18 protein-coding genes and 1 pseudogene are annotated in these 23,355 nt (G+C 52.1%); 15 read left to right on the top strand and 4 right to left on the bottom strand.

Annotated elements, in window-relative coordinates; genetic code table 11:
* The first annotated feature begins 94 nt into the window (after nucleotides 1-94).
* Complete coding sequence (gene pspG / locus GV764_RS03735) at nucleotides 95-337, top strand: envelope stress response protein PspG (RefSeq protein WP_161659042.1); 243 nt, start codon at nucleotides 95-97, stop codon at nucleotides 335-337.
* 177 nt (nucleotides 338-514) lie between these two features.
* Here the strand turns inward: pspG and GV764_RS03730 are convergent, their stop codons facing one another.
* Nucleotides 515-1,498: a quinone oxidoreductase gene (locus tag GV764_RS03730; RefSeq protein ID WP_161659041.1), complete on the bottom strand. Its 984-nt coding sequence runs from the start codon at nucleotides 1,496-1,498 to the stop codon at nucleotides 515-517.
* A gap of 128 nt (nucleotides 1,499-1,626) precedes the next feature.
* Between GV764_RS03730 and dnaB the strand changes: the two genes are divergently transcribed.
* The 6 genes from dnaB (at nucleotide 1,627) to GV764_RS03700 (ending at nucleotide 7,421) form a co-directional block, all read left to right on the top strand.
* A complete protein-coding gene (gene dnaB / locus GV764_RS03725; protein ID WP_161659040.1) occupies nucleotides 1,627-3,033 on the top strand; it encodes a replicative DNA helicase in 1,407 nt (468 codons plus the stop codon).
* A gap of 159 nt (nucleotides 3,034-3,192) precedes the next feature.
* Complete coding sequence (gene alr, locus GV764_RS03720) at nucleotides 3,193-4,272, top strand: alanine racemase (protein ID WP_161659039.1); 1,080 nt, start codon at nucleotides 3,193-3,195, stop codon at nucleotides 4,270-4,272.
* 113 nt (nucleotides 4,273-4,385) lie between these two features.
* On the top strand, nucleotides 4,386-5,579 hold the full coding sequence (gene tyrB / locus GV764_RS03715) for an aromatic amino acid transaminase (RefSeq protein ID WP_161659038.1): 1,194 nt from the start codon (nucleotides 4,386-4,388) through the stop codon (nucleotides 5,577-5,579).
* Between the two features lie 205 nt (nucleotides 5,580-5,784).
* Nucleotides 5,785-6,498: an acid phosphatase AphA gene (aphA, locus tag GV764_RS03710; protein WP_161659037.1), complete on the top strand. Its 714-nt coding sequence runs from the start codon at nucleotides 5,785-5,787 to the stop codon at nucleotides 6,496-6,498.
* Nucleotides 6,499-6,648: 150 nt separating this feature from the next.
* Nucleotides 6,649-7,071 (top strand): secondary thiamine-phosphate synthase enzyme YjbQ, encoded by a 423-nt coding sequence (locus tag GV764_RS03705; RefSeq protein WP_161659036.1) that lies wholly within the window; start codon nucleotides 6,649-6,651, stop codon nucleotides 7,069-7,071.
* Nucleotides 7,068-7,421: an MmcQ/YjbR family DNA-binding protein gene (locus GV764_RS03700; protein WP_161659035.1), complete on the top strand. Its 354-nt coding sequence runs from the start codon at nucleotides 7,068-7,070 to the stop codon at nucleotides 7,419-7,421. Before GV764_RS03705 ends, GV764_RS03700 begins: the two co-directional genes overlap by 4 nt.
* Here the strand turns inward: GV764_RS03700 and uvrA are convergent, their stop codons facing one another.
* Nucleotides 7,422-10,256 carry an excinuclease ABC subunit UvrA gene (gene uvrA / locus GV764_RS03695; RefSeq protein WP_161659034.1) on the bottom strand — a complete coding sequence of 945 codons (2,835 nt, stop codon included), beginning with the start codon at nucleotides 10,254-10,256 and terminating at the stop codon, nucleotides 7,422-7,424. It lies immediately after the preceding gene.
* A 260-nt stretch (nucleotides 10,257-10,516) separates the two neighbouring features.
* Between uvrA and ssb1 the strand changes: the two genes are divergently transcribed.
* Together ssb1 and GV764_RS03685 are read left to right on the top strand one after the other, a co-directional pair.
* Nucleotides 10,517-11,053, top strand: a complete 537-nt coding sequence (gene ssb1, locus GV764_RS03690) for a single-stranded DNA-binding protein SSB1 (protein ID WP_161659033.1) — start codon at nucleotides 10,517-10,519, stop codon at nucleotides 11,051-11,053.
* Between the two features lie 310 nt (nucleotides 11,054-11,363).
* Entirely contained in the window at nucleotides 11,364-11,708 is a 345-nt protein-coding gene (locus tag GV764_RS03685) for a hypothetical protein (RefSeq protein ID WP_161659032.1), read from the top strand.
* 32 nt (nucleotides 11,709-11,740) lie between these two features.
* Here the strand turns inward: GV764_RS03685 and GV764_RS03680 are convergent, their stop codons facing one another.
* Nucleotides 11,741-12,019, bottom strand: coding sequence for a YjcB family protein (locus tag GV764_RS03680; RefSeq protein ID WP_161659031.1), 279 nt, complete (start codon nucleotides 12,017-12,019; stop codon nucleotides 11,741-11,743).
* Between the two features lie 567 nt (nucleotides 12,020-12,586).
* On the opposite strand from GV764_RS03680, the gene GV764_RS03675 reads away from it, so the two are divergent.
* Complete coding sequence (locus GV764_RS03675) at nucleotides 12,587-13,984, top strand: GGDEF domain-containing protein (RefSeq protein WP_161659030.1); 1,398 nt, start codon at nucleotides 12,587-12,589, stop codon at nucleotides 13,982-13,984.
* 287 nt (nucleotides 13,985-14,271) lie between these two features.
* A complete protein-coding gene (locus GV764_RS03670) occupies nucleotides 14,272-15,876 on the top strand; it encodes an EAL domain-containing protein (RefSeq protein WP_161659029.1) in 1,605 nt (534 codons plus the stop codon).
* On the opposite strand, the pseudogene soxS reads toward GV764_RS03670, so the two are convergent.
* Nucleotides 15,873-16,190 (bottom strand): annotated as a pseudogene (gene soxS, locus GV764_RS03665) (superoxide response transcriptional regulator SoxS); the annotation flags it as partial. The gene GV764_RS03670 and the pseudogene soxS overlap by 4 nt on opposite strands.
* 83 nt (nucleotides 16,191-16,273) lie before the next feature.
* Here soxS and soxR point away from each other — a divergent pair.
* The 4 genes from soxR to GV764_RS03645 all read left to right on the top strand — a co-directional run.
* Entirely contained in the window at nucleotides 16,274-16,738 is a 465-nt protein-coding gene (soxR, locus tag GV764_RS03660) for a redox-sensitive transcriptional activator SoxR (protein ID WP_161659028.1), read from the top strand.
* A 266-nt stretch (nucleotides 16,739-17,004) separates the two neighbouring features.
* On the top strand, nucleotides 17,005-17,673 hold the full coding sequence (locus GV764_RS03655) for a glutathione S-transferase family protein (RefSeq protein ID WP_161659027.1): 669 nt from the start codon (nucleotides 17,005-17,007) through the stop codon (nucleotides 17,671-17,673).
* Between the two features lie 330 nt (nucleotides 17,674-18,003).
* Entirely contained in the window at nucleotides 18,004-19,350 is a 1,347-nt protein-coding gene (locus tag GV764_RS03650) for an NCS2 family permease (RefSeq protein WP_161659026.1), read from the top strand.
* Nucleotides 19,351-20,160: 810 nt separating this feature from the next.
* A partial coding sequence (locus GV764_RS03645) for an inverse autotransporter beta domain-containing protein (RefSeq protein WP_161659025.1) occupies nucleotides 20,161-23,355 on the top strand: 3,195 nt, incomplete at its 3' end.

The raw sequence follows: 23,355 nt of genomic DNA, 5'->3' as shown, positions 1-23,355 counted from the left end.
CGACGGGGCGTTGCTTTTTAAAATCAAAGCGTTAATTCTGGCATGTTTTTTGTAACCACTCTCTCAGGAACGTATTTTATTGGGAGAGAAAGCCATGCTGGAAATTTTGTTCGTGTCAGGTTTTTTTGTGATGCTGCTGGTGACCGGCGTGTCGCTGCTCGGTATCCTGGCGGCGCTGGCAGTGGCGACGGCGTTAATGTTTGTTGGCGGTTTATTCGCCATCATTTTTAAGGTGCTGCCCTGGTTATTGCTGGCGGTCGCCATTGTCTGGGTGGTACGGACGATAAAACAGCCGAAGCTTCCGCTTTATCAGCGCAACAACCGTTGGCGTTACTAAGTATTGCGGCATGGGTCACAACCTGATGATCCCGTGAGGAATTATTCGGGGGGCCGCGTAGGCATTGAAGGGTTAATCTGTCAGTATGCACGGGTTAACGAATTCATCGCAGCTGTACCCTACATACGGCGCGAACTATAAAAAGAAAGGGCTTCCTGCGGGAAGCCCTAATTCTTTCTAAGGGATCAATAAGCTGGAACCCTGGGTTGCCCGGCTTTCCAGCGTCTCATGGGCTTTTTGCGCATCCTTCAACGCAAAGCGCTGCTCCGGCGCAACATCCACTTTAATCACGCCGCTGGCGATCAGCGAGAAGAGCTCGTTGCTGGCTTCTTCCAGCTCAGCGCGGCTGGTAACGTAGCCGTTCAATGAAGGTCGGGTAACAAACAGCGAACCTTTCTGATTGAGAATGCCGAGATTAACGCCGGTGACCGGCCCGGAGGCGTTGCCGAAGCTGACCATCAGGCCGCGGCGCTGTAAGCAATCCAGAGAGGCTTCCCAGGTCTCTTTGCCCACCGAGTCGTAAACCACCCGCACCTTTTTCCCGCCGGTAATTTCGCGTACCCGCTCAACGATGCTCTCTTCCTTATAGTTAATGACCTGCCAGGCGCCCGCCTGTTTGGCGCGTTCCGCTTTTTGCGCGGAACCCACGGTGCCGATCAGTTTTGAACCCAGTGCTTTAGCCCACTGGCAGGCAATCAACCCTACGCCGCCCGCCGCCGCGTGGAACAGAAACGGCTCGTCCGGTTTGATTTCATAGGTTTTGCGCAGCAGATAGAACACCGTCAGCCCCTTCAGGAACGATGCGGCAGCCTGCTCATAAGAGATGGCGTCGGGCAGTAGCGCGACTTTATCCGCCGGCACGTTGTGCACGTCGCTGTAGGCCCCAAGGGACGACTGGGCGTACACCACCCGATCCCCCGCTTTGATATGAGTGACGCCTTTGCCGACTTTACTCACTATGCCAGCGGCTTCGGTTCCCAGCCCGCTGGGCAACGCCGGCGGCGGATACAACCCGCTACGGATATAGGTATCGATATAATTAATGCCGATGGCTTTATTCTCGACCTGGACTTCATTTTCCGCCGGGTCGCCAGGGGTGAACTCAACCGCTTTGAGCACGTCGGGGCCGCCATGCTTTTGAAACTCAATGCGTATTGCCATGTATCCTCCGCTGTCATATCGTTTGGGCGCGGGTATCCCGTGAAATCAGGCGGCATATCTGTTTTGCGCGTGATACACAGGGTATATAATGCCCGTCCCCCTAATCTAACTCGGTAACTCCATTCACTATGGCAGGAAATAAACCCTTCAACAAACCTACTGAGCCTCGCGATCCGCAAGTCGCCGGGTTGAAAATCCCCCCGCATTCGATTGAAGCGGAACAGTCGGTGTTGGGTGGTTTAATGCTGGATAACGAACGCTGGGACGACGTGGCCGAACGCGTCGTGGCAGAGGATTTCTATACCCGCCCGCATCGCCATATCTTTACCGAAATGCACCGTTTGCAGGAGATGGGCAAACCCATCGACCTGATTACGCTGTCCGAATCGTTAGAGCAGCAGGGGCAGCTTGATAGCGTCGGCGGCTTCGCCTATCTGGCGGAGTTATCGAAAAACACGCCGAGCGCGGCGAACATCAGCGCTTACGCCGACATCGTGCGCGAACGCGCGGTAGTGCGCGACATGATCTCCGTCGCCAATGAAATCGCCGACGCCGGTTTCGATCCGCAAGGGCGCAGCAGCGAAGATCTGCTGGACCTGGCGGAGTCGCGGGTGTTCCAGATTGCCGAAAACCGCGCCAATAAAGACGAAGGCCCGAAAAGCATCGATCAGATCCTTGAGGCGACGGTGGCGCGTATCGAAACGCTCTACCAGCAGCCGCATGACGGCGTGACCGGGGTAGATACCGGCTATCAGGATCTGAACAAGAAAACCGCCGGGTTGCAGCGTTCCGACCTGATTATCGTGGCGGCACGTCCTTCAATGGGTAAAACCACCTTCGCCATGAACCTGTGCGAAAACGCGGCGATGTTACAGGATAAACCGGTGCTGATTTTCAGCCTGGAGATGCCCGGCGAGCAGATTATGATGCGTATGCTGGCATCGCTGTCGCGCGTGGACCAGACGCGCATCCGTACCGGCCAGCTGGATGACGAGGACTGGGCGCGGATTTCCGGCACCATGGGCATCCTGCTTGAGAAGCGCAATATGTATATTGACGACTCCTCCGGCCTGACGCCGACCGAAGTGCGCTCCCGCGCGCGGCGTATTTTCCGCGAGCACGGCGGGTTAAGCCTGATTATGATCGACTACCTGCAACTGATGCGCGTGCCGTCGCTGTCCGACAACCGTACCCTGGAAATTGCCGAAATCTCCCGCTCGCTGAAAGCGCTGGCGAAAGAGTTGCAGGTGCCGGTCGTGGCGCTCTCCCAGCTTAACCGCTCGCTGGAACAGCGCGCCGATAAACGCCCGGTTAACTCCGACCTGCGTGAATCCGGCTCCATCGAACAGGACGCCGACTTAATTATGTTTATCTACCGTGATGAGGTGTATCACGAGAACAGCGATCTGAAAGGGATCGCGGAAATCATTATTGGTAAGCAGCGTAACGGACCAATTGGTACGGTGCGTCTGACGTTTAACGGGCAGTGGTCGCGGTTTGATAATTACGCGGGCCCCCAATACGACGACGAATAAATCCCCGTCATCCTTCACGCCGCAGGTGCGTTGACTTCGCGCGCTCACCCCAGTCGCTTACTGATGTAAGCTCCTGGGGATCCACGCACTCGTCGCCTTCCTGCAACGCGAATGATTTAGGGGATTCCCCATGAAATCCACTTAAATGCAAGGAATGACATGCAAGCGGCAACCGTAGTGATTAACCGCCGCGCTCTGCGACACAACCTGCAACGCCTGCGCGAACTGGCTCCGGACAGTCGCATGGTGGCGGTTGTGAAAGCAAACGCCTATGGCCACGGTCTGCTGGAGACCGCGCGCACCCTAACTGACGCCGATGCTTTTGGCGTTGCCCGTCTGGAAGAAGCGCTGGGCTTGCGGGAAGGGGGCATTAAACAGCCTGTTCTGCTGCTGGAAGGCTTCTTCAATGCCGACGATTTACCGACTATCTCCCGCGAAGGCTTCCACACTGTGGTGCATAATGACGCGCAGCTGGCGGCGCTGGAACAGGCGACGCTGGATGAACCCATCACCGTCTGGATGAAACTGGATACCGGAATGCATCGCCTGGGCGTGCTGCCGGAAGATGCCGAGGCATTCTATGCCCGGCTTAGCGCCTGTAAAAACGTGCGTCAGCCGGTGAATATCGCCAGCCATTTCGCCCGCGCCGATGAACCGGAATGCGGCGCGACCGAAAAGCAGCTTGCCATCTTTAACCATTTCACTGAAGGAAAGCCGGGCCAGCGCTCGATTGGCGCGTCGGGGGGCATCCTGCTGTGGCCGCAATCCCATCTGGAGTGGGTGCGCCCGGGCATTATTCTTTACGGCGTCTCGCCGCTGGATAACAAACCCTGGGGCGAAGACTTCGGATTTAAACCGGTGATGACGCTTACCTCCAGCCTGATAGCCGTGCGCGAGCATAAAGCGGGCGAGCCGGTGGGCTACGGCGGTACCTGGGTCAGCGAGCGCGATACCCGGCTGGGCGTGATTGCGCTGGGTTACGGCGATGGCTACCCGCGCAGCGCCCCGTCCGGTACGCCTGTGCGGGTGAACGGTCGTGAAGTGCCCATCGTCGGGCGGGTGGCGATGGATATGATTTGCGTCGATCTCGGCCCTGATGCGCAGGACCAGGTCGGCGACGGCGTAGTGATGTGGGGGGAAGGATTGCCCGTCGAACGTATCGCTGCGCTGACTAAAGTGAGTGCTTACGAACTTATTACCCGTTTAACGCCGCGCATGGCGATACGCTATCTTGATTAATACTCCAGGCCGTTTCTTTACAGGGAAGCGGCTTTGCAAACTTCCTCTCGATCTCCCGTAGCCTCCGGTTTATTGTGTAAAGCGACCACACCGTAAACCAGGAGTACCTCAGCGTGTTTCAAAAAGTTGACGCCTATGCGGGCGACCCCATTCTCTCTTTGATGGAGCGTTTCAAAGAAGACCCTCGCGCCGATAAAGTGAACCTGAGCATCGGGCTTTATTACAACGAAGACGGCATCATTCCGCAGTTGCAGGCTGTCGCCAACGCTGAGGAGCGCCTGAACGCGCAACCGCATGGCGCATCGCTGTATCTGCCAATGGAAGGACTGAACAGTTATCGTCACACCATCGCACCGCTGCTGTTTGGCGCAGACCATCCGGTTCTTCAGCAACAGCGCGTGGCAACTATTCAGACTCTGGGCGGTTCCGGCGCGTTGAAAGTCGGCGCGGATTTCCTGAAACGCTACTTTCCGGATTCTGGCGTATGGGTGAGCGACCCAACCTGGGAAAACCACGTCGCCATTTTTGAAGGGGCGGGATTCGAAGTAAGTACTTACCCTTGGTTTGATAACGAGTCCAAAGGCGTACGTTTCGACGCGCTTCTGGAAAAACTGAATACGCTACCTGCGCGCAGCATTGTGCTGCTGCACCCGTGCTGCCATAACCCGACCGGTTCCGATCTGAATAACCAGCAGTGGGATGCCGTGGTTGAGGTACTGAAAGCCCGTGAACTGATCCCCTTCCTTGATATCGCTTATCAGGGCTTTGGTGCAGGTATGGAGCAGGATGCTTATGCGATTCGCGCCATCGCCAGCGCGGGTTTGCCGGCCCTGGTCAGCAATTCGTTTTCCAAAATCTTCTCGCTGTATGGCGAACGCGTGGGCGGCCTGTCGATTGTCTGTGAAGATTCAGAAACTGCCGGACGCGTGTTGGGCCAGCTGAAAGCCACCGTGCGCCGCAACTATTCCAGCCCACCGAATTTTGGCGCGCAGGTGGTGGCGATGGTGTTGGGCGATGACGAACTGAAAGCCAACTGGCTGTCGGAAGTAGAATCGATGCGCATCCGCATCCTGGCAATGCGCCAGGCGCTGGTGGACGTACTGAAAGACGCCATGCCGGCCCGTAATTTTGATTACTTGCTGCAACAGCGCGGTATGTTCAGCTATACCGGGCTAAGCGCGGCCCAGGTGGATCGTCTGCGTGATGAGTACGGTATTTACCTGATTGCCAGCGGCCGCATGTGCGTTGCCGGATTAAATTCCCGTAATGTGCAACGCGTCGCTAAGGCGTTTGCCGCAGTTATGTAAGTACTCACTATTTTCGATACGTTACGTATGCGTTAACAGGACAGCACGGTTTCCGTCTGTCCTTTTTAGTTTGTGATCCTGGCCGTTTTCCCGAACCTCTTCGTGAAATAAATCTTGGCGGCGCGCGTATTGGCGGTTATGGTCGCTACTATTTTGAGCAACTGCTCCGATGACATAATAACAACCTGATAACAAAGGGAAAGGTATGCGCAAGCTCACACTGATCTTTAGCCTCGCGCTCGCCGCGCTGACGCTAAGCCAGTCCGTCGTGACGCGAGCATCCGTGCCGTCGCCGCTCTATCCCGGGACGAATGTCACTAAACTCGCGTACCAGGCACCGATTCATTGGGTATCCGTCGCGCAAATTGAAAATAGCCTGTTAGGCCGCGAGCCGTTCGCGGTGGGTTTTGATATTGATGATACCGTGCTGTTCTCCAGCCCCGGGTTCTGGCGCGGACAACGCCTGTATTCTCCCGGTAGTCAGGCCTATCTAAAAAATCCTGCATTCTGGGAAAAGATGAATAACGGCTGGGATGAATTCAGCATTCCGAAAGAAGTGGCACGTGAATTGATTTCCCTTCATATAAAACGCGGTGACAGCATCTATTTTATTACCGGCCGCAGCCAGACTAAAACGGAAACCCTGAGCAAAACCTTACAGGACATTTTTCATATTCCAGGGGCAAATATGCATCCTGTCATTTTTGCCGGAGAGAAGAAGGGGCAAAACACCAAAACGCAGTGGATAAACGATAAGCAGATCAAAATGTTTTACGGTGACTCCGATAACGACATCTCCGCCGCGCGTGAAAGCGGCATCCGCGCCATTCGCATCTTGCGCGCCTCCAATTCCACCTATCGTCCTGCACCCGCCGCAGGCGCTTTTGGTGAAGAAGTGATCGTGAATTCTGAATATTGAATTTTCTTCCTCATTGGCGCCGCTATGGTTGCGGAAATGGATCTCATGACGTTTTTTGCTGTTTTTTTCATCAAAAGCGCCATTCCAGGTTTACCTTTTGGCGCCTTGCTGCACACTTAACAGAGCCTGAATTAATTAAGGAGACGGTGGATGTGGTGGCAACAAACGCTCACGTTACGGGCTAGACCCCGGGGGTTTCATCTGGTGACCGATGAGGTTTTAGGGCAAATCCAGGAGATATCTCGCATCAAAACGGGATTATTGCACCTGCTGCTGCAACATACCTCGGCATCATTAACGCTTAATGAAAATTGCGATCCCACCGTACGTATCGACATGGAACGTTATTTTCTCAACAGCGTGCCTGATAGCGGCCATTACCAGCATGATGACGAAGGGCCGGACGATATGCCGTCGCACATTAAATCGTCAATGCTGGGGGTATCGCTGCTTCTGCCCGTGAAAAATGGGCGCGTACAACTCGGTACATGGCAGGGAATCTGGTTAGGGGAACATCGCATCGACGGCGGAACGCGCCGGCTTGTCGCCACATTACAAGGGGAACCACAATGACGAACTCGGATCTACTGGATTATTGCATGAAGAAAGCGGGCGCGGAGCAAAGCGTTCATAGCGACTGGAAAGCCACGCAGATTAAGCTGGCGGATGTGCTGTTCGCCATGGTTCACGACGTGAACGAGCGGCCAGCGGTGTCGTTAAAAACCAGCCCGGAACTGGCCGAGCTGCTGCGTCAAAAACATGAAGACGTGTTTCCCAGCGCCCACCTTAATAAGGCTCACTGGAGCACGGTTTATCTGGATGGCAGTTTGCCCGCATCGCAAATTTACTACCTTATTGATGCATCCTATCAGCAGGCGGTGACGTTGCTGCCTGAACAGGTCAGGCAGCAATTGTCAGTATAACTAACGGGATTTTGGAAGCATCGGTTTCAGGAAGCGCGCCGTGTAAGAGGCTTCGCATTCAGCGACGGTTTCCGGCGTGCCTGACACCAGAATTTCGCCGCCGCCGCTGCCGCCTTCCGGGCCGAGATCCACAATCCAGTCTGCAGTTTTAATGACGTCCAGGTTGTGCTCAATCACCACAATGGTATTGCCCTGATCGCGTAACTGGTGCAATACGTCAAGCAACTGCTGAATGTCGGCAAAATGCAGGCCGGTAGTGGGCTCATCGAGGATATACAGCGTCTGGCCGGTACCGCGCTTCGACAGCTCGCGCGCCAGCTTCACGCGCTGGGCCTCGCCGCCAGACAGCGTGGTGGCAGACTGACCCAGCCGGATATAGGACAGCCCCACGTCCATCAGCGTTTGCAGCTTACGCGCCAGCGCAGGCACCGCGTCGAAGAACGCACGCGCGTCTTCAATCGTCATATCCAGCACTTCATGAATGCTCTTGCCCTTGTACTTAATTTCCAGGGTTTCGCGGTTATAGCGTTTGCCTTTGCACTGGTCGCACGGTACGTAGATATCCGGCAGGAAGTGCATCTCTACCTTAATCACGCCGTCGCCCTGGCAGGCTTCGCAGCGGCCGCCGCGCACGTTAAAGCTGAATCGCCCCGGCGTATAGCCGCGGGAACGCGCTTCCGGCACGCCGGCAAACAGCTCGCGCACCGGCGTAAACACGCCGGTATAGGTCGCCGGGTTTGAGCGCGGAGTTCGGCCAATCGGGCTCTGGTCGATATCGATAACTTTATCGAAATGCTCCATGCCGTGGATTTCGCGATACGGCGCAGGTTCGGCGATCGTCGCGCCGTTAAGCTGGCGCTGGGCAATAGGGAACAGCGTATCGTTAATCAGCGTCGATTTACCCGAGCCGGATACCCCGGTAATACAGGTAAACAGGCCTACCGGCAGCGTCAGCGTAACGTCTTTCAGGTTGTTACCTTTCGCGCCCACGAGCTTAAGCACTTTCGCCGGATCTGCCGGTACGCGCTGCTTCGGTACTGAAATTTCCCGCTTGCCGCTCAGGTACTGGCCGGTCAGCGATTCCTGAACCGCCATGATGTCTTTCATGGTGCCTTCAGCCACGACCTGGCCGCCATGCACGCCCGCGCCAGGACCAATATCAATGATATGGTCGGCGGCGCGGATCGCGTCTTCATCGTGTTCCACCACAATCACGGTATTACCGAGATCGCGCAGGTGGATCAGCGTTTCCAGCAGGCGCTCGTTATCGCGCTGGTGCAGACCGATTGACGGCTCATCCAGTACGTACATGACGCCCACCAGGCCCGCGCCGATCTGGCTCGCCAGACGGATACGCTGGGCTTCGCCGCCGGACAAGGTTTCCGCCGAGCGGGAAAGCGTTAGATAGTTGAGGCCGACGTTCACCAGGAATTTCAGGCGATCGCCAATCTCCTTCAGCACTTTTTCAGCGATTTTTGCGCGCTGGCCGGACAATTTCAGATTGGTGAAAAAGTCCATGGCGTGGCCGATGCTCATATCCGAGATGGTCGGCAGCGCCGTGTTTTCAACAAACACGTGGCGCGCTTCACGGCGCAGGCGGGTGCCTTCGCAGGTCGCGCAGGGGCGGTTGCTGATAAATTTCGCCAGATCTTCGCGCACGGCGGAAGACTCGGTTTCTTTATAGCGGCGCTCCATATTGTGCAGCACGCCTTCAAACGGATGGCGGCGCACAGAGGTATCGCCGCGATCGTTCATATATTTAAATTCGATGGTTTCGCGGCCGGAACCGTTGAGCACCACGTTTTTCACGGTAGCGCTCAGTTCATTCCACGGGGTTTCCACATCGAATTTATAGTGATCCGCCAGCGAACGCAGCATGGTGAAGTAGTAAAAGTTACGGCGGTCCCAGCCGCGGATGGTGCCGCCAGCCAGCGACAGCTCGCCGTTTTGCACCACGCGATCCGGGTCGAAATATTGCTGCACGCCCAGGCCGTCGCAGGTCGGACAGGCGCCCGCCGGGTTGTTGAACGAAAACAGGCGGGGTTCCAGCTCACGCATGCTGTAGCCGCATACCGGGCAGGCGAAGTTAGCCGAAAACAGCATCTCTTCCGCGTCGGGATTATCCATATCTGCGACTATCGCCGTGCCGCCGGAAAGCTCCAGCGCGGTTTCAAATGATTCCGCCAGGCGCTGCGCCAGATCTGCGCGCACTTTGAAACGATCGATAACCACTTCGATAGTGTGCTTTTTATGCAGTTCGAGGGTCGGCGGATCGGAAAGATCGCAGACTTCGCCGTCGATACGGGCGCGGATATACCCCTGGCTCGCAAGGTTTTCCAGGGTTTTGGTGTGTTCGCCTTTACGCTCTTTGATCACCGGCGCCAACAGCATCAGGCGCTTGCCTTCCGGCTGCGACAGCGCGTTATCTACCATCTGGCTGACAGTTTGCGCCGCCAGCGGGACGTTATGATCCGGGCAGCGCGGTTCGCCGACGCGGGCAAACAGCAGACGCAGGTAATCGTGAATTTCAGTAATGGTACCCACCGTGGAGCGTGGGTTATGCGACGTCGATTTTTGTTCGATCGAGATCGCAGGGGAAAGCCCTTCGATATGATCGACATCCGGCTTTTCCATCAGCGACAGGAATTGACGCGCATACGCCGACAGCGATTCGACGTAGCGACGCTGCCCTTCGGCATACAGAGTGTCAAAAGCCAGTGAGGATTTGCCTGAGCCCGACAGCCCTGTCACGACAATAAGCTTGTCGCGGGGGATGACGAGATTGATATTCTTGAGATTGTGGGTGCGGGCGCCCCGTACTTCTATCTTATCCATTCACCTTTCCCGGTAGAAACGCTGTTTGCCTGGTCTTTCATGTTGCGCAAGAAAAGAGAACCGGCTGTCAGAAACGGCTAATTATGACACAATTTGACCTGAATGGATATACAGTATTGGAATGCATCTTCCAGCGATTTGTGCAAAAATGACGCCCTGGCGATTTTTTCTGGAACAATGCTCGCAGCTATCAAACTGCGGCTTTGTGATGGTACAATCGCGCGTTTACACTATTTAGAAACCCTTCAGGAGAGTGATTCATGGCCAGCAGAGGCGTAAACAAGGTTATTCTCGTTGGTAATCTGGGTCAGGACCCGGAAGTACGCTATTTGCCGAGTGGCGGCGCAGTCGCTAACTTCACGCTGGCTACCTCCGACTCCTGGCGCGACAAGCAGACCGGCGAAATGAAAGAGCAGACCGAATGGCACCGCGTTGTGATGTTCGGCAAACTGGCGGAAGTTGCCGGTGAATATCTGCGTAAAGGCTCACAGGTCTATATTGAAGGCCAGTTGCGTACCCGCAAATGGACCGATCAGTCCGGCCAGGAGCGTTACACCACCGAGATTAACGTTCCGCAAATTGGCGGCGTGATGCAAATGTTGGGCGGACGCCAGGGCGGCGGCGCACCGGCAGGTGGCGGTCAGCAGCAGGGCGGTTGGGGTCAGCCTCAGCAACCGCAACAGCAGGCTCAGGGTGGTCAGTTCAGCGGCGGCGCGCAATCACGTCCGCAGCAGCAGGCTCCGGCGCAGTCTAACAATGAACCGCCGATGGATTTCGACGACGATATCCCGTTCTGATGTGACATCAGGTATCAGACAAACAACCCGCAATCGTTATGCGGGTTTTTTTTATTTTTATTTTCGCTTAGGCATTTGACCCAATATTAGCGATGAATATTGTTATTGGCCCCACTATCAAATAAGCAATGCTACCCTCCTGCAGATAATATCTACCTCTTTGTTAGGATTTCCGCCTTATTCATCTGATGCGAAACTATCCCCACTAAATAAAAGGCTTTATGTGAAGGTAATCATTTCGGGGTTAAACAGTTTCCCGCAGGTGTTAAATAAAGCCGCACAATATATTTAAAAGCGACACGGAGACAGGATGGCTATAGCGAACAATTTATTTCAGGCAGAATGGAGCCGCCGTGGCAATTTGCTTTGTCATGGTCACTGGATTATTACGTTTGAAGGGCGGCCAGTCGAACTCCCTGAATCCCGCCGCGAAAAAGATATGGGCACTCGGGGGATCTATTCCATTATCGATCCCGATGATGAAACCTTTGCAGATGGGTTGCCTGAAGATGAATGGATACTCGAAAATGTTGAATGGCTAACCGATTGCTTTTTCGATAACGCTATCCCACTGGATGAGGAGAATTATCGGGCTTTCTGGAAAGCGGTTAACAGGCAGGACTGGCGTTGTACCAGCTGTGCGGGCTGCATGTAAAAAAAAGCCTCTGCAAAGCAGAGGCGGAAAAATCAGGTCAGGATCATTGGCCACTCGGGCGGCGTTTTACTGAGGACATCCCACATGACATCCTTGATGTGAATCCATGTCGCCGCAAAATCAATAGACAAACCCAGCAAACCCGTTGCAAATGCGCAGGATGCGGCAATGCCTATTCCGCTGCTGATTACCGCCAGCACTGCATAATCAGATTTACGAAATTGAATATTCAGGGTGCTGGCAAGAAACATCATCACGGCGCTGACAATTTGCCAGCGCATCATCACGATGCCAGTAGTCAGGGTAGCCATATCACTGATTCCTTTAAATAAAGGCAACGCTTTCAGCGCAGGAGGCAATGCTCCTGGAGGGGGCTAAAAAGCGTGGGGTTTTTAACAATGAACGCAAATGCCAAAATTGCATCTGATGTGTGAACTCTATCACATTTGTTCTTTTATTAGCCAGATCGAAGCGCAATTTTTTTTAGTCTTTAATAACCCTGGTGTTATTAAGGCCTATGGGTTGGCTTAAGCGAGGCGTTATTCCAGGCAGTAATTAAAACTCATCCTTTTGTCGTATTTCTTTCCTGAGCGCGGGCTGAAATAGTGAATAAAGTTATGTCAGATAACATTTGTTTAATATTTACATAACTGTGGTCCTGCATTATGCTTGACTGCAAATCATCTTTATATGTAATAAATAATTCAACTCCCTGATTTAAATGGGTTTTAATAGCGGATGCCATTTTAATTTTACACATTAGCGTGCGTTTTTCTCGCCCATTAAATTCTGTCTTTCGCGTTGCGTTGAATTGAATTATTCATTGCAGATAAGTGTTTATTATTTTTATTTTCAACAACATGTGAAAATGATAAAAAATGAATACTGCACAAAAACACAATCTTCTGGGCGATGGCGCACAAGTATTGCGTATTCTGACCCAGGTGATTCCGCAGCTTTTACCACATCGTTCGCTCCAGGATATCGTTGGGGATATTCAAAACGCGTTGGGCAGTGCTGTCACCTGGATTGCCATTGAGCGTGACGGGGAACTTCAGGTCCACCATACAGGTGAAAGGGAAGACGGCTATGCTCAGGCGTGCCAGGTCTTGCTACATCCTCGTATCATTGAACATCCCTATGCGTGGCGTATTCTCTCCTGGTCACAGGGAGTAGGAGAGTTGTTTTATCCAGGTCTGGAGATGCCCTTCAGGCAATTGCAAACCGGAATTTTATGCAAGTTACCGCTGCGCGATTATGCTTCTACCGCCTGGCTTTTTTTAGCTTATCAATATACTCTGCCGTCGATTACTATCCTTAAACACGGCGTGACGATTCTGGCAGACAAACTGCGAGATTATTTACTTGAGCAATCTGCTCGTGAATTTGCCTTTCAGGAACTACAGCAAATTTCCGAACAATATAAAATACTGTTTGAGCGGGCACCGGTACTGATGAATTCATTTGACAGGAATGGTCGTTGCACGCTCTGGAACGGTGAGTGTGAAAGAGTGTTTGGATGGACAATAGATGAGATTAATCAGGCTCAGGATCCGTTAGCGCTGTTTTATCCTGACCCGGCAATTCGCAGTGACGTGCGGGAATCTGTTAATACCAGCCCACTGACCGCGATGAAAGAATGGCACCCTTTGCGACGTGACGGCACGATGTTAACCACGCTCTGGGCTAATATATTATTACCTGATAATAGCGTCCTGAATATTGGGTTAGATATTACCGCGCGTAAACAGGCTGAAAGAATATTAACGCTAAAAGCCACCATTGACGATTTAACTCAGTGCCTCAATCGTGCAGAAATACTAAAGAAGTTAGAGAGTGAACTCGACGCCGCGACAGGAGATCCGTTTGCCGTTTTAATGATCGATTTGGATTATTTTAAGCGTATTAATGATTCATGGGGGCATGCCGCAGGTGATAAAGCCTTACTCCATTTTTGTGATTGTATGCGCGCCTGCCGTTTCCCGGAATTTAATGTGGGTCGTTTAGGCGGTGAAGAGTTTCTGGTGATACTTAAGGGGGCAGATTGTGATGATGCGGTAACGTTTACTGCGCAACTTCGTGAAACTCTGCTAACCACCCCCTTATTGATTAATGAAGAACCCGTCGCATTGTCTTTTAGTGCGGGGGCGCTCGCTGTCAAAGGGAATGCATGGGTTCTGTCACAGGTGCTTACCGAAACAGACAAAGCGCTTTATCAGGCTAAACATACCGGGCGCAGCCGTACAGTCTGCGTTCGGCCTGAGGACATTTGTTAACCACTCAGCCTGTATGGATAATCTACAGACAATACAGGTGTTTTAATTATTAAAAATTAATTAGATGTAATTAAGATGACCGTTAAACAGCGAAAATAACGCACTTAAGATAAATTAACGCATTTTTTTCGGTAAAACCTGTGAATAACCTTAACAGGTTAAGAAATTATATTCTGTGATAATAAAATCCTGTTGCTAATGTTCCGTTATTCATGCAACGTAACGCCTGTTTGGAGAGTGTCTATTCATAACCAAGCAGGCACAAACAGCAGGGATATGAGATCACAATGAATTTCAGGGCACGAAAAAACGCGTTACGACTGGCAGGCATTACACTCGTGGTGCTGCTTCCTGTCGCGCTTGCCCTGTGGTTAGCGCATCTGCGTGCAATTAGTGATACCCGTGATCACCTCCACGCGTTTGCGCAATTAGTACTCGACAAAACTGAAATTGTTATCAAAGACGTTGATTCTGCGCGCGAAGAAGCACTTAGCTGGCCTGGTTTAATATGTTCTGCGGACCATCGAGCGAATATGCTGAATATCGTGCGCGGTCATCTTTATGTGGCTGATTTGATTTATGCCAATGAAGATGAATTTCAATGTTCGACGGCAATGACCATGAAGCAACACTGGATCATGGATGCGGCAAATTATACGCGCAGCACTAATATAGCGATCTACTATTACCGCGACACGCCATTTTATTCCGGGCATAAAATGGTTTATATGCGTAAAGGGAATTATGTCGCGGTAGTGAATCCCCTTTCCTATAGTGAAGTGATGTCTACGGACAGCCATTTACAGTTTGGCTTGTTTGATACCGTAACGAATGAATTCTTTTCGTTAAGCCAGCAGGTCGACGCGAAATTATTCGACCAGTTAATTCGCAATAAAGACCGCAATTTCCAGGTCGACGATCGCTATTATGCCATTGCGCAATCCAGTGTGCGCCCGATCGCCATTATTGTCTCGACCAGTTCGCAGCGTATATTCCAGGAATGGTATCATCAAATTACCCTGACACTGCCGCTGGGGCTCATTTGCAGCGTGATTATTCTGTTGATGTGGTCACGCACCCGCCAGCAGTTTAATTCGCCTGCTCGTTTGCTACAGCGCGCGCTGCAAAAGCGACAGCTTTGCCTCCATTATCAACCGATAGTCGACATTAAAAACGGGACCTGCGTCGGCGCTGAAGCGTTATTGCGGTGGCCCGGATTTAATGGCCCGGTAATGAGCCCGGTTGAGTTTATTCCGCTGGCGGAAAAAGAGGGGCTGATTGCCCGGGTTACCGATTACGTTATCGAAGAGTTGTATCAGGATCTGGGCGCGTTTTTAGCGGCCCATCCAGAACTGTATATTTCCATTAACCTCTCTGCATCGGATTTTCACTCTGCGCGGCTGATCGCGCTGATCGAACAGAAAAACCGTCAATTTGGCGTTAAAGCGCAGCAAATCAAAATCGAAGTCACCGAGCGCGGCGTGATTGATGTGACCAAAACCGCGCCGGTGGTACAGGCTTTCCGCCGCTCAGGCTTTGAAATTGCCATCGATGATTTCGGGACCGGCTATTCCAACCTTCATAATCTGTACTCGCTGAATGTCGATATGCTGAAAATCGATAAAACCTTTATCGATACGCTGACCACCAACAGCACCAGTCATTTAATCGTTGAGCATATTATTGAAATGGCGCAAAGCCTGCGCCTGAAGATTATTGCCGAAGGGGTGGAGACCCCTGAGCAAATTAGCTGGCTGTTAAAGCGTAACGTGCAGTTTTGTCAGGGGTGGTATTTCGCGAAGGCGATGTCGCCTCATGAGCTCATCAGCTGGGTATATGAGCCTGAAGTTAAGACGTTATTACGGGAAGCTAATCCCGCCACTCTGGTCTGAAGGCGGTAGTCGGTCGGCGTAATGTCGTATTCCCGGCGGAACACGCGCGAAAAGGTCTGCTGTGACACGTACCCGTGATCCATCGCGATATCAAAAATAGGCCGCCGCGTATTACGCAGCGCTTCTGCCGCCATCGATAACCGGCGTTGACGAATATACTCCCCGAGCGACTGTCGCATCACGGTGCGGAACATCCGCTGTAAGTACCACTTTGAATAACCAGATTTTTTCGCCACCACGTCGATATTCAGCGGTTGGTCAATATGCTCATCGATCCATTCAATCAGTGTGCTGATAATTTCCGGATGTGACATAAGCGCCCCTTATCGTCAGTTATCGATAGTCGTTCTCATTGGCGGCGAGTATAATTCCTCAAGTTAACTTGAGGTAAAGCGTTATGGAGAAGAAAAAACCGCGCATTAAACCCTTTCTGACGCCCGGCGAAGTGGCAAAGCGCAGCGGTGTCGCGGTGTCCGCGCTGCATTTTTATGAGAGCAAAGGGCTGATTAAAAGTACCCGCAATGCGGGAAACCAGCGGCGCTATAAACGTGACGTACTGCGCTATGTGGCGATCATTAAAATCGCTCAGCGGATTGGTATCCCGCTCGCCACCATTAACCAGGCGCTCAGCGTATTGCCCGAAGGGCATTCCATCAGTCCGAAGGAGTGGCAGCAGCTTTCGTCACGCTGGCGGGAAGAACTGGATCGACGGATCCAGACACTAACCTCGTTGCGCGATGAACTGGATGGTTGTATCGGCTGCGGCTGTCTGTCGCGTAGCGACTGCCCGTTGCGTAACCCGGAGGATCGGTTGGGGCAGGAAGGGACTGGCGCGCGATTGCTGGAAGAGAGCGAGCACTAAAAAAACTAAAGCGCCAACTGCGGCGCTTTAGTTTGGTTCCGGTCTTTGTCTTTATCAGTATCCCGCTTTCTCACGGGAGGGTCTCCCCCGACGTCGGCGCCCCTCAATCGTAGTCTCTCAGGAGGTTCCGGTTTGCACCGATAATTTGAGTATATCCCTGGCCTCTGTTTCTTCCAGCCATACTGGCGGTTTTTTGCACTAACTTTTGCGACAACTTGCCGCAATTTTCTATAGTTAAATTAACTAACTCGCGATGAGAACTTGCCATGCTGACTGTGCATCACCTGAATAACTCCCGATCGCAGCGTATCCTTTGCGCGCTGGAAGAGCTCAATTTGCCCTACCAGATTGTTCGCTACCAGCGTGAACCCACGATGATGGCGCCGCCTGCGCTGAAAAAAGTGCACCCGCTGGGCAAATCGCCGGTGCTGGAAGATGAAGGATTTGTGCTGGCGGAATCCGGTGCAATCCTGGAATACCTGCAGGAAACCTACGATACCCAGGGGCAACTCAAGCCTGCCGATGCCCAGGGAAAAATTGATTACCGCTTCTGGCTGCACTATGCAGAGGGATCGCTGATGCCGTTGCTGATGATGAAGCTGGTGTTCAGCAGCCTTGGTAAATCGCCGGTTCCGTTTGGCTTTCGCACCGTGGGTAAACTGTTGGGGCAGGGCGTGCAAAAAGGCTATCTGAATAAGCAGCTCGCTACCCATGCGCAATTTATCGAGCAATCGCTGGAAAGCCGTGAATGGTTTGCCGGGGATCGCTTTAGTATGGCGGACATCCAGATGAGTTTTCCCGTCATTGCCTTGCTGACCCGGGGCGGGATTGATAATTTGCCCAATCTTCAGCGCTGGAAGCAGCGTTTCGAACAGCGACCGGCCTGGCAGCGCGCCATCACCAAAGGCGGGCCTTTTTCGCTGCCCGGCGGCTAATTCCGCATTCACGGCCATCACAAAATGAGCAGATTTTGTGATGGCCTTGCGCATCGACGATAACGTTTGCGCATTTGTCGGTGAAGAAATCATCACCTGGATGAATTTTTCGCGAAAAGCGGCAAAGTTAAGTTGAAATACCCCGTCACAAGGCTGGATAATCGTTTGCCTTAATTTTACGCACCGTTTTCTATGCGCGGAGTTAAACGTTTGCTTATTGTGACCCCACCCATTTGTCACTCATTGAGCACAGGGATCTGACGTTTAGCTGGCAGCGGGTTGTCCACCACGCATAAAAACGAACTACAAAAATTCTCAGGGGATGTTTCTATGTCTACGCCATCTGCGCGTACCGGCTCGCTTGATGCCTGGTTTAAGGTTTCTGCACGCGGCAGTACCGTTCGTCAGGAAATCGTTGCAGGCCTCACCACCTTTTTGGCCATGGTTTATTCCGTTATCGTGGTTCCGGGCATGCTGGGTAAAGCGGGCTTTCCGCCAGCCGCCGTTTTCGTTGCCACCTGTCTGGTTGCCGGTATCGGTTCATTGCTGATGGGCCTGTGGGCCAACCTGCCGCTGGCTATCGGTTGCGCCATCTCCTTAACCGCCTTTACCGCGTTCAGCCTGGTGCTGGGCCAGCAAATCAGCGTGCCGGTTGCCTTAGGCGCGGTGTTCCTGATGGGCGTGCTGTTTACCATTATTTCCGCCACCGGCATCCGTAGCTGGATCTTACGCAACCTGCCGCAGGGCATCGCCCACGGCACCGGCATCGGTATCGGCCTGTTCCTGCTGCTGATTGCGGCGAACGGCGTGGGCCTGGTTATCAAAAACCCGCTGGACGGCTTGCCGGTGGCGTTAGGCCACTTCGCCAGCTTCCCGGTGATCATGTCGCTGATTGGCCTGGCGGTGATTATTGGTCTTGAGAAATTAAAAGTGCCGGGCGGCATTCTGCTGACCATCATCGGCGTATCTATCGTTGGCCTGATTTTCGATCCGAGCGTGAAGTTCTCCGGCCTGTTCGCGATGCCGTCGCTGAGCGATGAAAACGGCAATTCGCTGATCGGCAGCCTGGACATCATGGGCGCGCTGAACCCGGTGGTGATCCCAAGCGTACTGGCGCTGGTAATGACGGCGGTGTTTGATGCCACCGGGACTATTCGCGCGGTAGCCGGACAGGCAAATCTGCTGGATAAAGACGGGCAGATTATTGATGGCGGCAAAGCGCTGACCACTGACTCCCTGAGCAGCGTGTTCTCCGGCCTGGTGGGCGCAGCGCCTGCCGCGGTGTATATCGAATCGGCAGCGGGTACGGCGGCGGGCGGCAAAACCGGCCTGACGGCGATCACCGTTGGCGTGCTGTTCCTGCTGATCCTGTTTCTGTCTCCGCTCTCCTACCTGGTGCCGGCTTACGCGACTGCGCCTGCGCTGATGTATGTCGGCCTGCTGATGCTGAGCAACGTGGCGAAAATCGATTTTGCCGATTTCGTTGACGCCATGTCCGGCCTGATCACCGCCGTGTTTATCGTGCTGACCTGCAACATCGTAACCGGCATCATGATCGGCTTCGCCTCTCTGGTGATTGGTCGTCTGGTCTCCGGCGAGTGGCGCAAGCTCAACATCGGCACCGTGATCATTGCTATCGCGCTGGTGGCGTTCTACGCGGGCGGTTGGGCGATTTAATTTTTTTAAAGCAATAATTACGACTGAAAACGCCCGGCCTGTGAGCCGGGCGTTTTCTTTTTAATCGCCATGACCGCCATTTGCATAACCTATTTAACGACTATAAGTAAATAAATACGCTAGTGAAAATATTGTCGATGCGGTTGTTTCAGCGTTGCGCTCAGGATCGTGTAAGGGAGCAGGAGTCAGTTTTAACACGCATTTTATAAGTCATCATGTGCAGCAATCTTAAATAACAGAGGGAAATTTCTGTGATATCAGAAGCGCTTACTGATTAGTGATGCTTGAAAAAATGGGATATGGGTTACCTATGCCAGGCTTCGTCATGCCGCAATTCTGACTATTCCTTAACGCAGTTTAGCCAGTAAGTTTTCCCTTTATTATTATGTTTTCGTTTTAATGGCTCGGCTAACAGGTATTGAAGTGAAAGTACAAAATCATTCGCCCTAGATTTATTTTCATATTGATAATGAATTGTAAAATATTTTCTCGTTAATTGTAGCTATTTTGTATATCAATGTATTGATGATGTTGTTTGAGATCTACTAACAGTTTTCATTAATAAAAAACTGTGAGGGAGTCTTTTTCTTATTTAATAAGAGGTCTTTTACTTGAAATATAAATATTAAAATGTCACGGTTGGACGGGTCATATTCTTATTTTTCGGCTGGCTATTGATTTGGACAGTGATGTTTATCACTATCTACGCGCGAAAATAATATTATTACATTTTAATAAGTTTTTAGCATTGACTTCTATTTTTTTAGCCATGGATTTTAAGGTTTATTTATACTAAAGAGGGTAAATGAAATGATTAAGCGGCATCAGAGCGCCTATTTGCCTGGAAAAAATATTTTAGCAAAATGGATTATTTGGTTAAATATCCTTATTCAATTCATTTTCCCTTTAACCTCTGCGTTTTCTCCCGCTATCGCCTATGCGCAGCAGAAAAAAGCAGTGAGCGTGGAAGAAAACACGCAGCGCACGACGATCTATCGTTTGAGCAACGGCGAGTCTGTGCAGTCAGTTGCTAAAAAGTACAATATGACGGTAGAGGCTTTGCGTAAGCTGAACCAGTTTCGGACATTTGCGCACGGTTTTTCCAGTATTGGCGCAGGTGACGAAATAGATGTTCCCTTACTTTCTTCATCCCGTAAACAACCTGCTTTAGCGAAACCTTCCTCCGGTAACGCTTCTCCCTCCGACGCGCAGGAACAAAAAATTGCAGGTTATGCGACACAGGCGGGATCATTTTTAGGTAACGATCCTCATGGCGACAGCGCCAGAGCGCTGGCGCTTGGGATGGCGACAGGGGAAGCCAGCAGCACTGCCCAGCAATGGCTTAGCCGTTTTGGTACCGCGCGCGTTCAGTTGGGAGCCGATGAAAATTTCTCTCTTAAAAATTCTCAGTTTGATCTGTTAATTCCACTCTGGGAGCAAAAAGACAAACTTTTCTTTACTCAGGGCAGCATTCACCGGACTGATGATCGCACCCAATCAAACCTTGGCGTTGGTCTGCGCTATTTCGCAGATGATTATATGGTGGGGGGGAACACCTTTTTCGATCACGATCTCTCCCGCAATCATTCTCGCTGGGGATTGGGGCTTGAATATGGCCGCGACTACCTGAAATTAGGCGCTAACGGTTATCAGCGGCTTACAGGGTGGAAAGATTCAAAAGATTTTGATGATTATGAAGAACGCCCGGCCAATGGCTGGGATATTCGCGCTGAAGCATGGCTCCCTGCGCTGCCGCAATTAGGCGGTAAAATCACTTACGAACAGTATTATGGTGATGAGGTCGCATTATTCAGCAAAGATGAGCGTCAGCGCGATCCTCACGCCGTTACGATAGGTGTCAATTATACGCCTGTTCCGCTGTTAACCATGAACGCCGAACAAAGTCAGGGTAGTGCGGGCGAAAATGAAACCCGCGTCGGTCTCCAGATGAATTATCAATTAGGCGTCCCCTGGCAGCATCAGGTTGATCCCGACAACGTTGCTGCTATGCGTAGTTTGAATGGAAGTCGTTATGATTTGGTTGAACGTAATAACAACATCATTCTGGAATACCGTAAGAAAGAAATTATTCGTCTCCACACTGTGGGTTTAATTACGGGCTTTGGTGGTGAGCAAAAATCATTAGGTGTTTCTGTCACCTCTTCCCATGGCTTAAAAAGCATTGACTGGTCTGCCCCTGCGCTTTTGGCTGCGGGAGGTAGCGTAGTGAACACGTCAGGCTCTGACTACAGCGTTATCCTTCCTCCGTATCAGTACGGCGAAGGGGCGATGAACACCTATTTTATAACGGGTGTGGCAATAGATAAAAAAGGCAACCATTCTGATCCATCTGAAACTCAGGTTACTGTCAGTCCTTCAGAAATCAGCAACATAGAGTCAACATTTAAACCTGTACAAGCGGGCAGTGCGCAGTCGAACGATGCCTGGTTACCTGCTGATAGTAAAAGCATAGCTATTGTTGAGTTAACCTTAAAAGACGGTCAGAAGCAGTTGGTTGATGTCCCGGTGGCTGATATCAGCCTGGCGGTTACGCATAAAGATAACAACACATTATTAGCAGCGGACAGAACCACCCCACCTGTAGAAGCAACCGTTTCAACGTTCTCACGCAAATCACCTGGTGTTTATGACGTCACGGTAACCGCTGGCACAAAAAATGAAATAGTGACCCTGACACCCACCGTCAGGAACATCACGCTTTCATCCAGCCGGGTATTTATTGTTAAGGCTACACCTGACGCAGGGCAGTCCTCTTTCAGCGCAAACCCGAAAGTGATCGCTGCTGACAACACTGCTACCAGCACCCTCACGCTTGCTATTAAAGATGCCAGTGGTAACGCCCTGACCGGCAATGCAGATAAATTGAGTCTGTACGTTGCATCAAGCAACGGTAGCATACCTGCGCCTGGCAAAATCACTGTGAGTAACTTTACCGAAACCGCCACGCCGGGGATCTATACGGCAACCCTGAAAGGGATTCTGGCGGATGCGTATAAAGTCCAGCCATTGTTCAGCGGCAGCGCCATTGGCACCCTGAATGATACGGTGACCCTGACGGGTGGGACGACGCCTGATGCGACGCAATCCACATTTACTGCCAGCCCGGATACTATTGAAGCGGATAATACGCAGACCAGTATCCTGACGCTGGTTGCTAAAGATACGAACGGCAATATGATTACCGGCATTGCCAATGCTCTGATCTTTAGTGTAACCGATATTCAGGGTATTCCCCCTGCCGCGGGTTCGGTTCTGGTCAGTAATATAACGGAAGCCTCTACGCCGGGCACTTATGTTGCGACCCTTAAAGGTGCGCATGCTGGCGCGTATTTCATTACACCTCAATACAGTGGAAACGGGATTGGCAATCTCAACGCGACAGTGACCTTAAAAGCGGGGCTGATACCTGATGCCGGACAGTCAACGTTCTCTGCCAGCCCGAAAACACTGACGGCAGATAACACGGCGACAAGTACGTTAACGCTTATCGCGAAAGATTCTGGTGGGAACATCATTGCAGGAATCGCCAGCAGCCTGAGTATTAAGGTCACTGACAGCCATGGAGCCGCGCTGACCACCGGAGATGCAACAGTCAGCGGAGTGGTTGAGACTGCAACACCAGGTACATATATCGCCACATTGAAAGCCAGGGTTGCAGACACTTTAACAGTCGTTCCTCAGTTTAATGGTAATGCGCTTGGAAGCCTGAGCGACAGTGTGATATTTACCGCTGGCACCACACCGGACGGGGCGCAATCCACCTTTGGCGCTTCGCCGAAGTCCATTGCGGCCGATAATACCGCCATTAGCACCCTGACATTTACCGCGAAAGACGCGGACGGCAATGCCATCAGCGGGATCGCGACAAGCCTGGTCTTTGCTGTCAAGAACAGCAGCAACGCCACGCCGACTGACGGCAAAGTGACGGTGAGCAGTATTGCCGAAACCGGCAATACCGGTGTGTACACGGCAACCCTGAAAGGG

Source organism: Atlantibacter hermannii (assembly GCF_009907385.1).
Lineage (GTDB): Bacteria > Pseudomonadota > Gammaproteobacteria > Enterobacterales > Enterobacteriaceae > Atlantibacter > Atlantibacter hermannii_A.
Note: the sequence above shows the minus strand (reverse complement) of the source record. Positions and strands in the feature narration are given on the sequence as shown.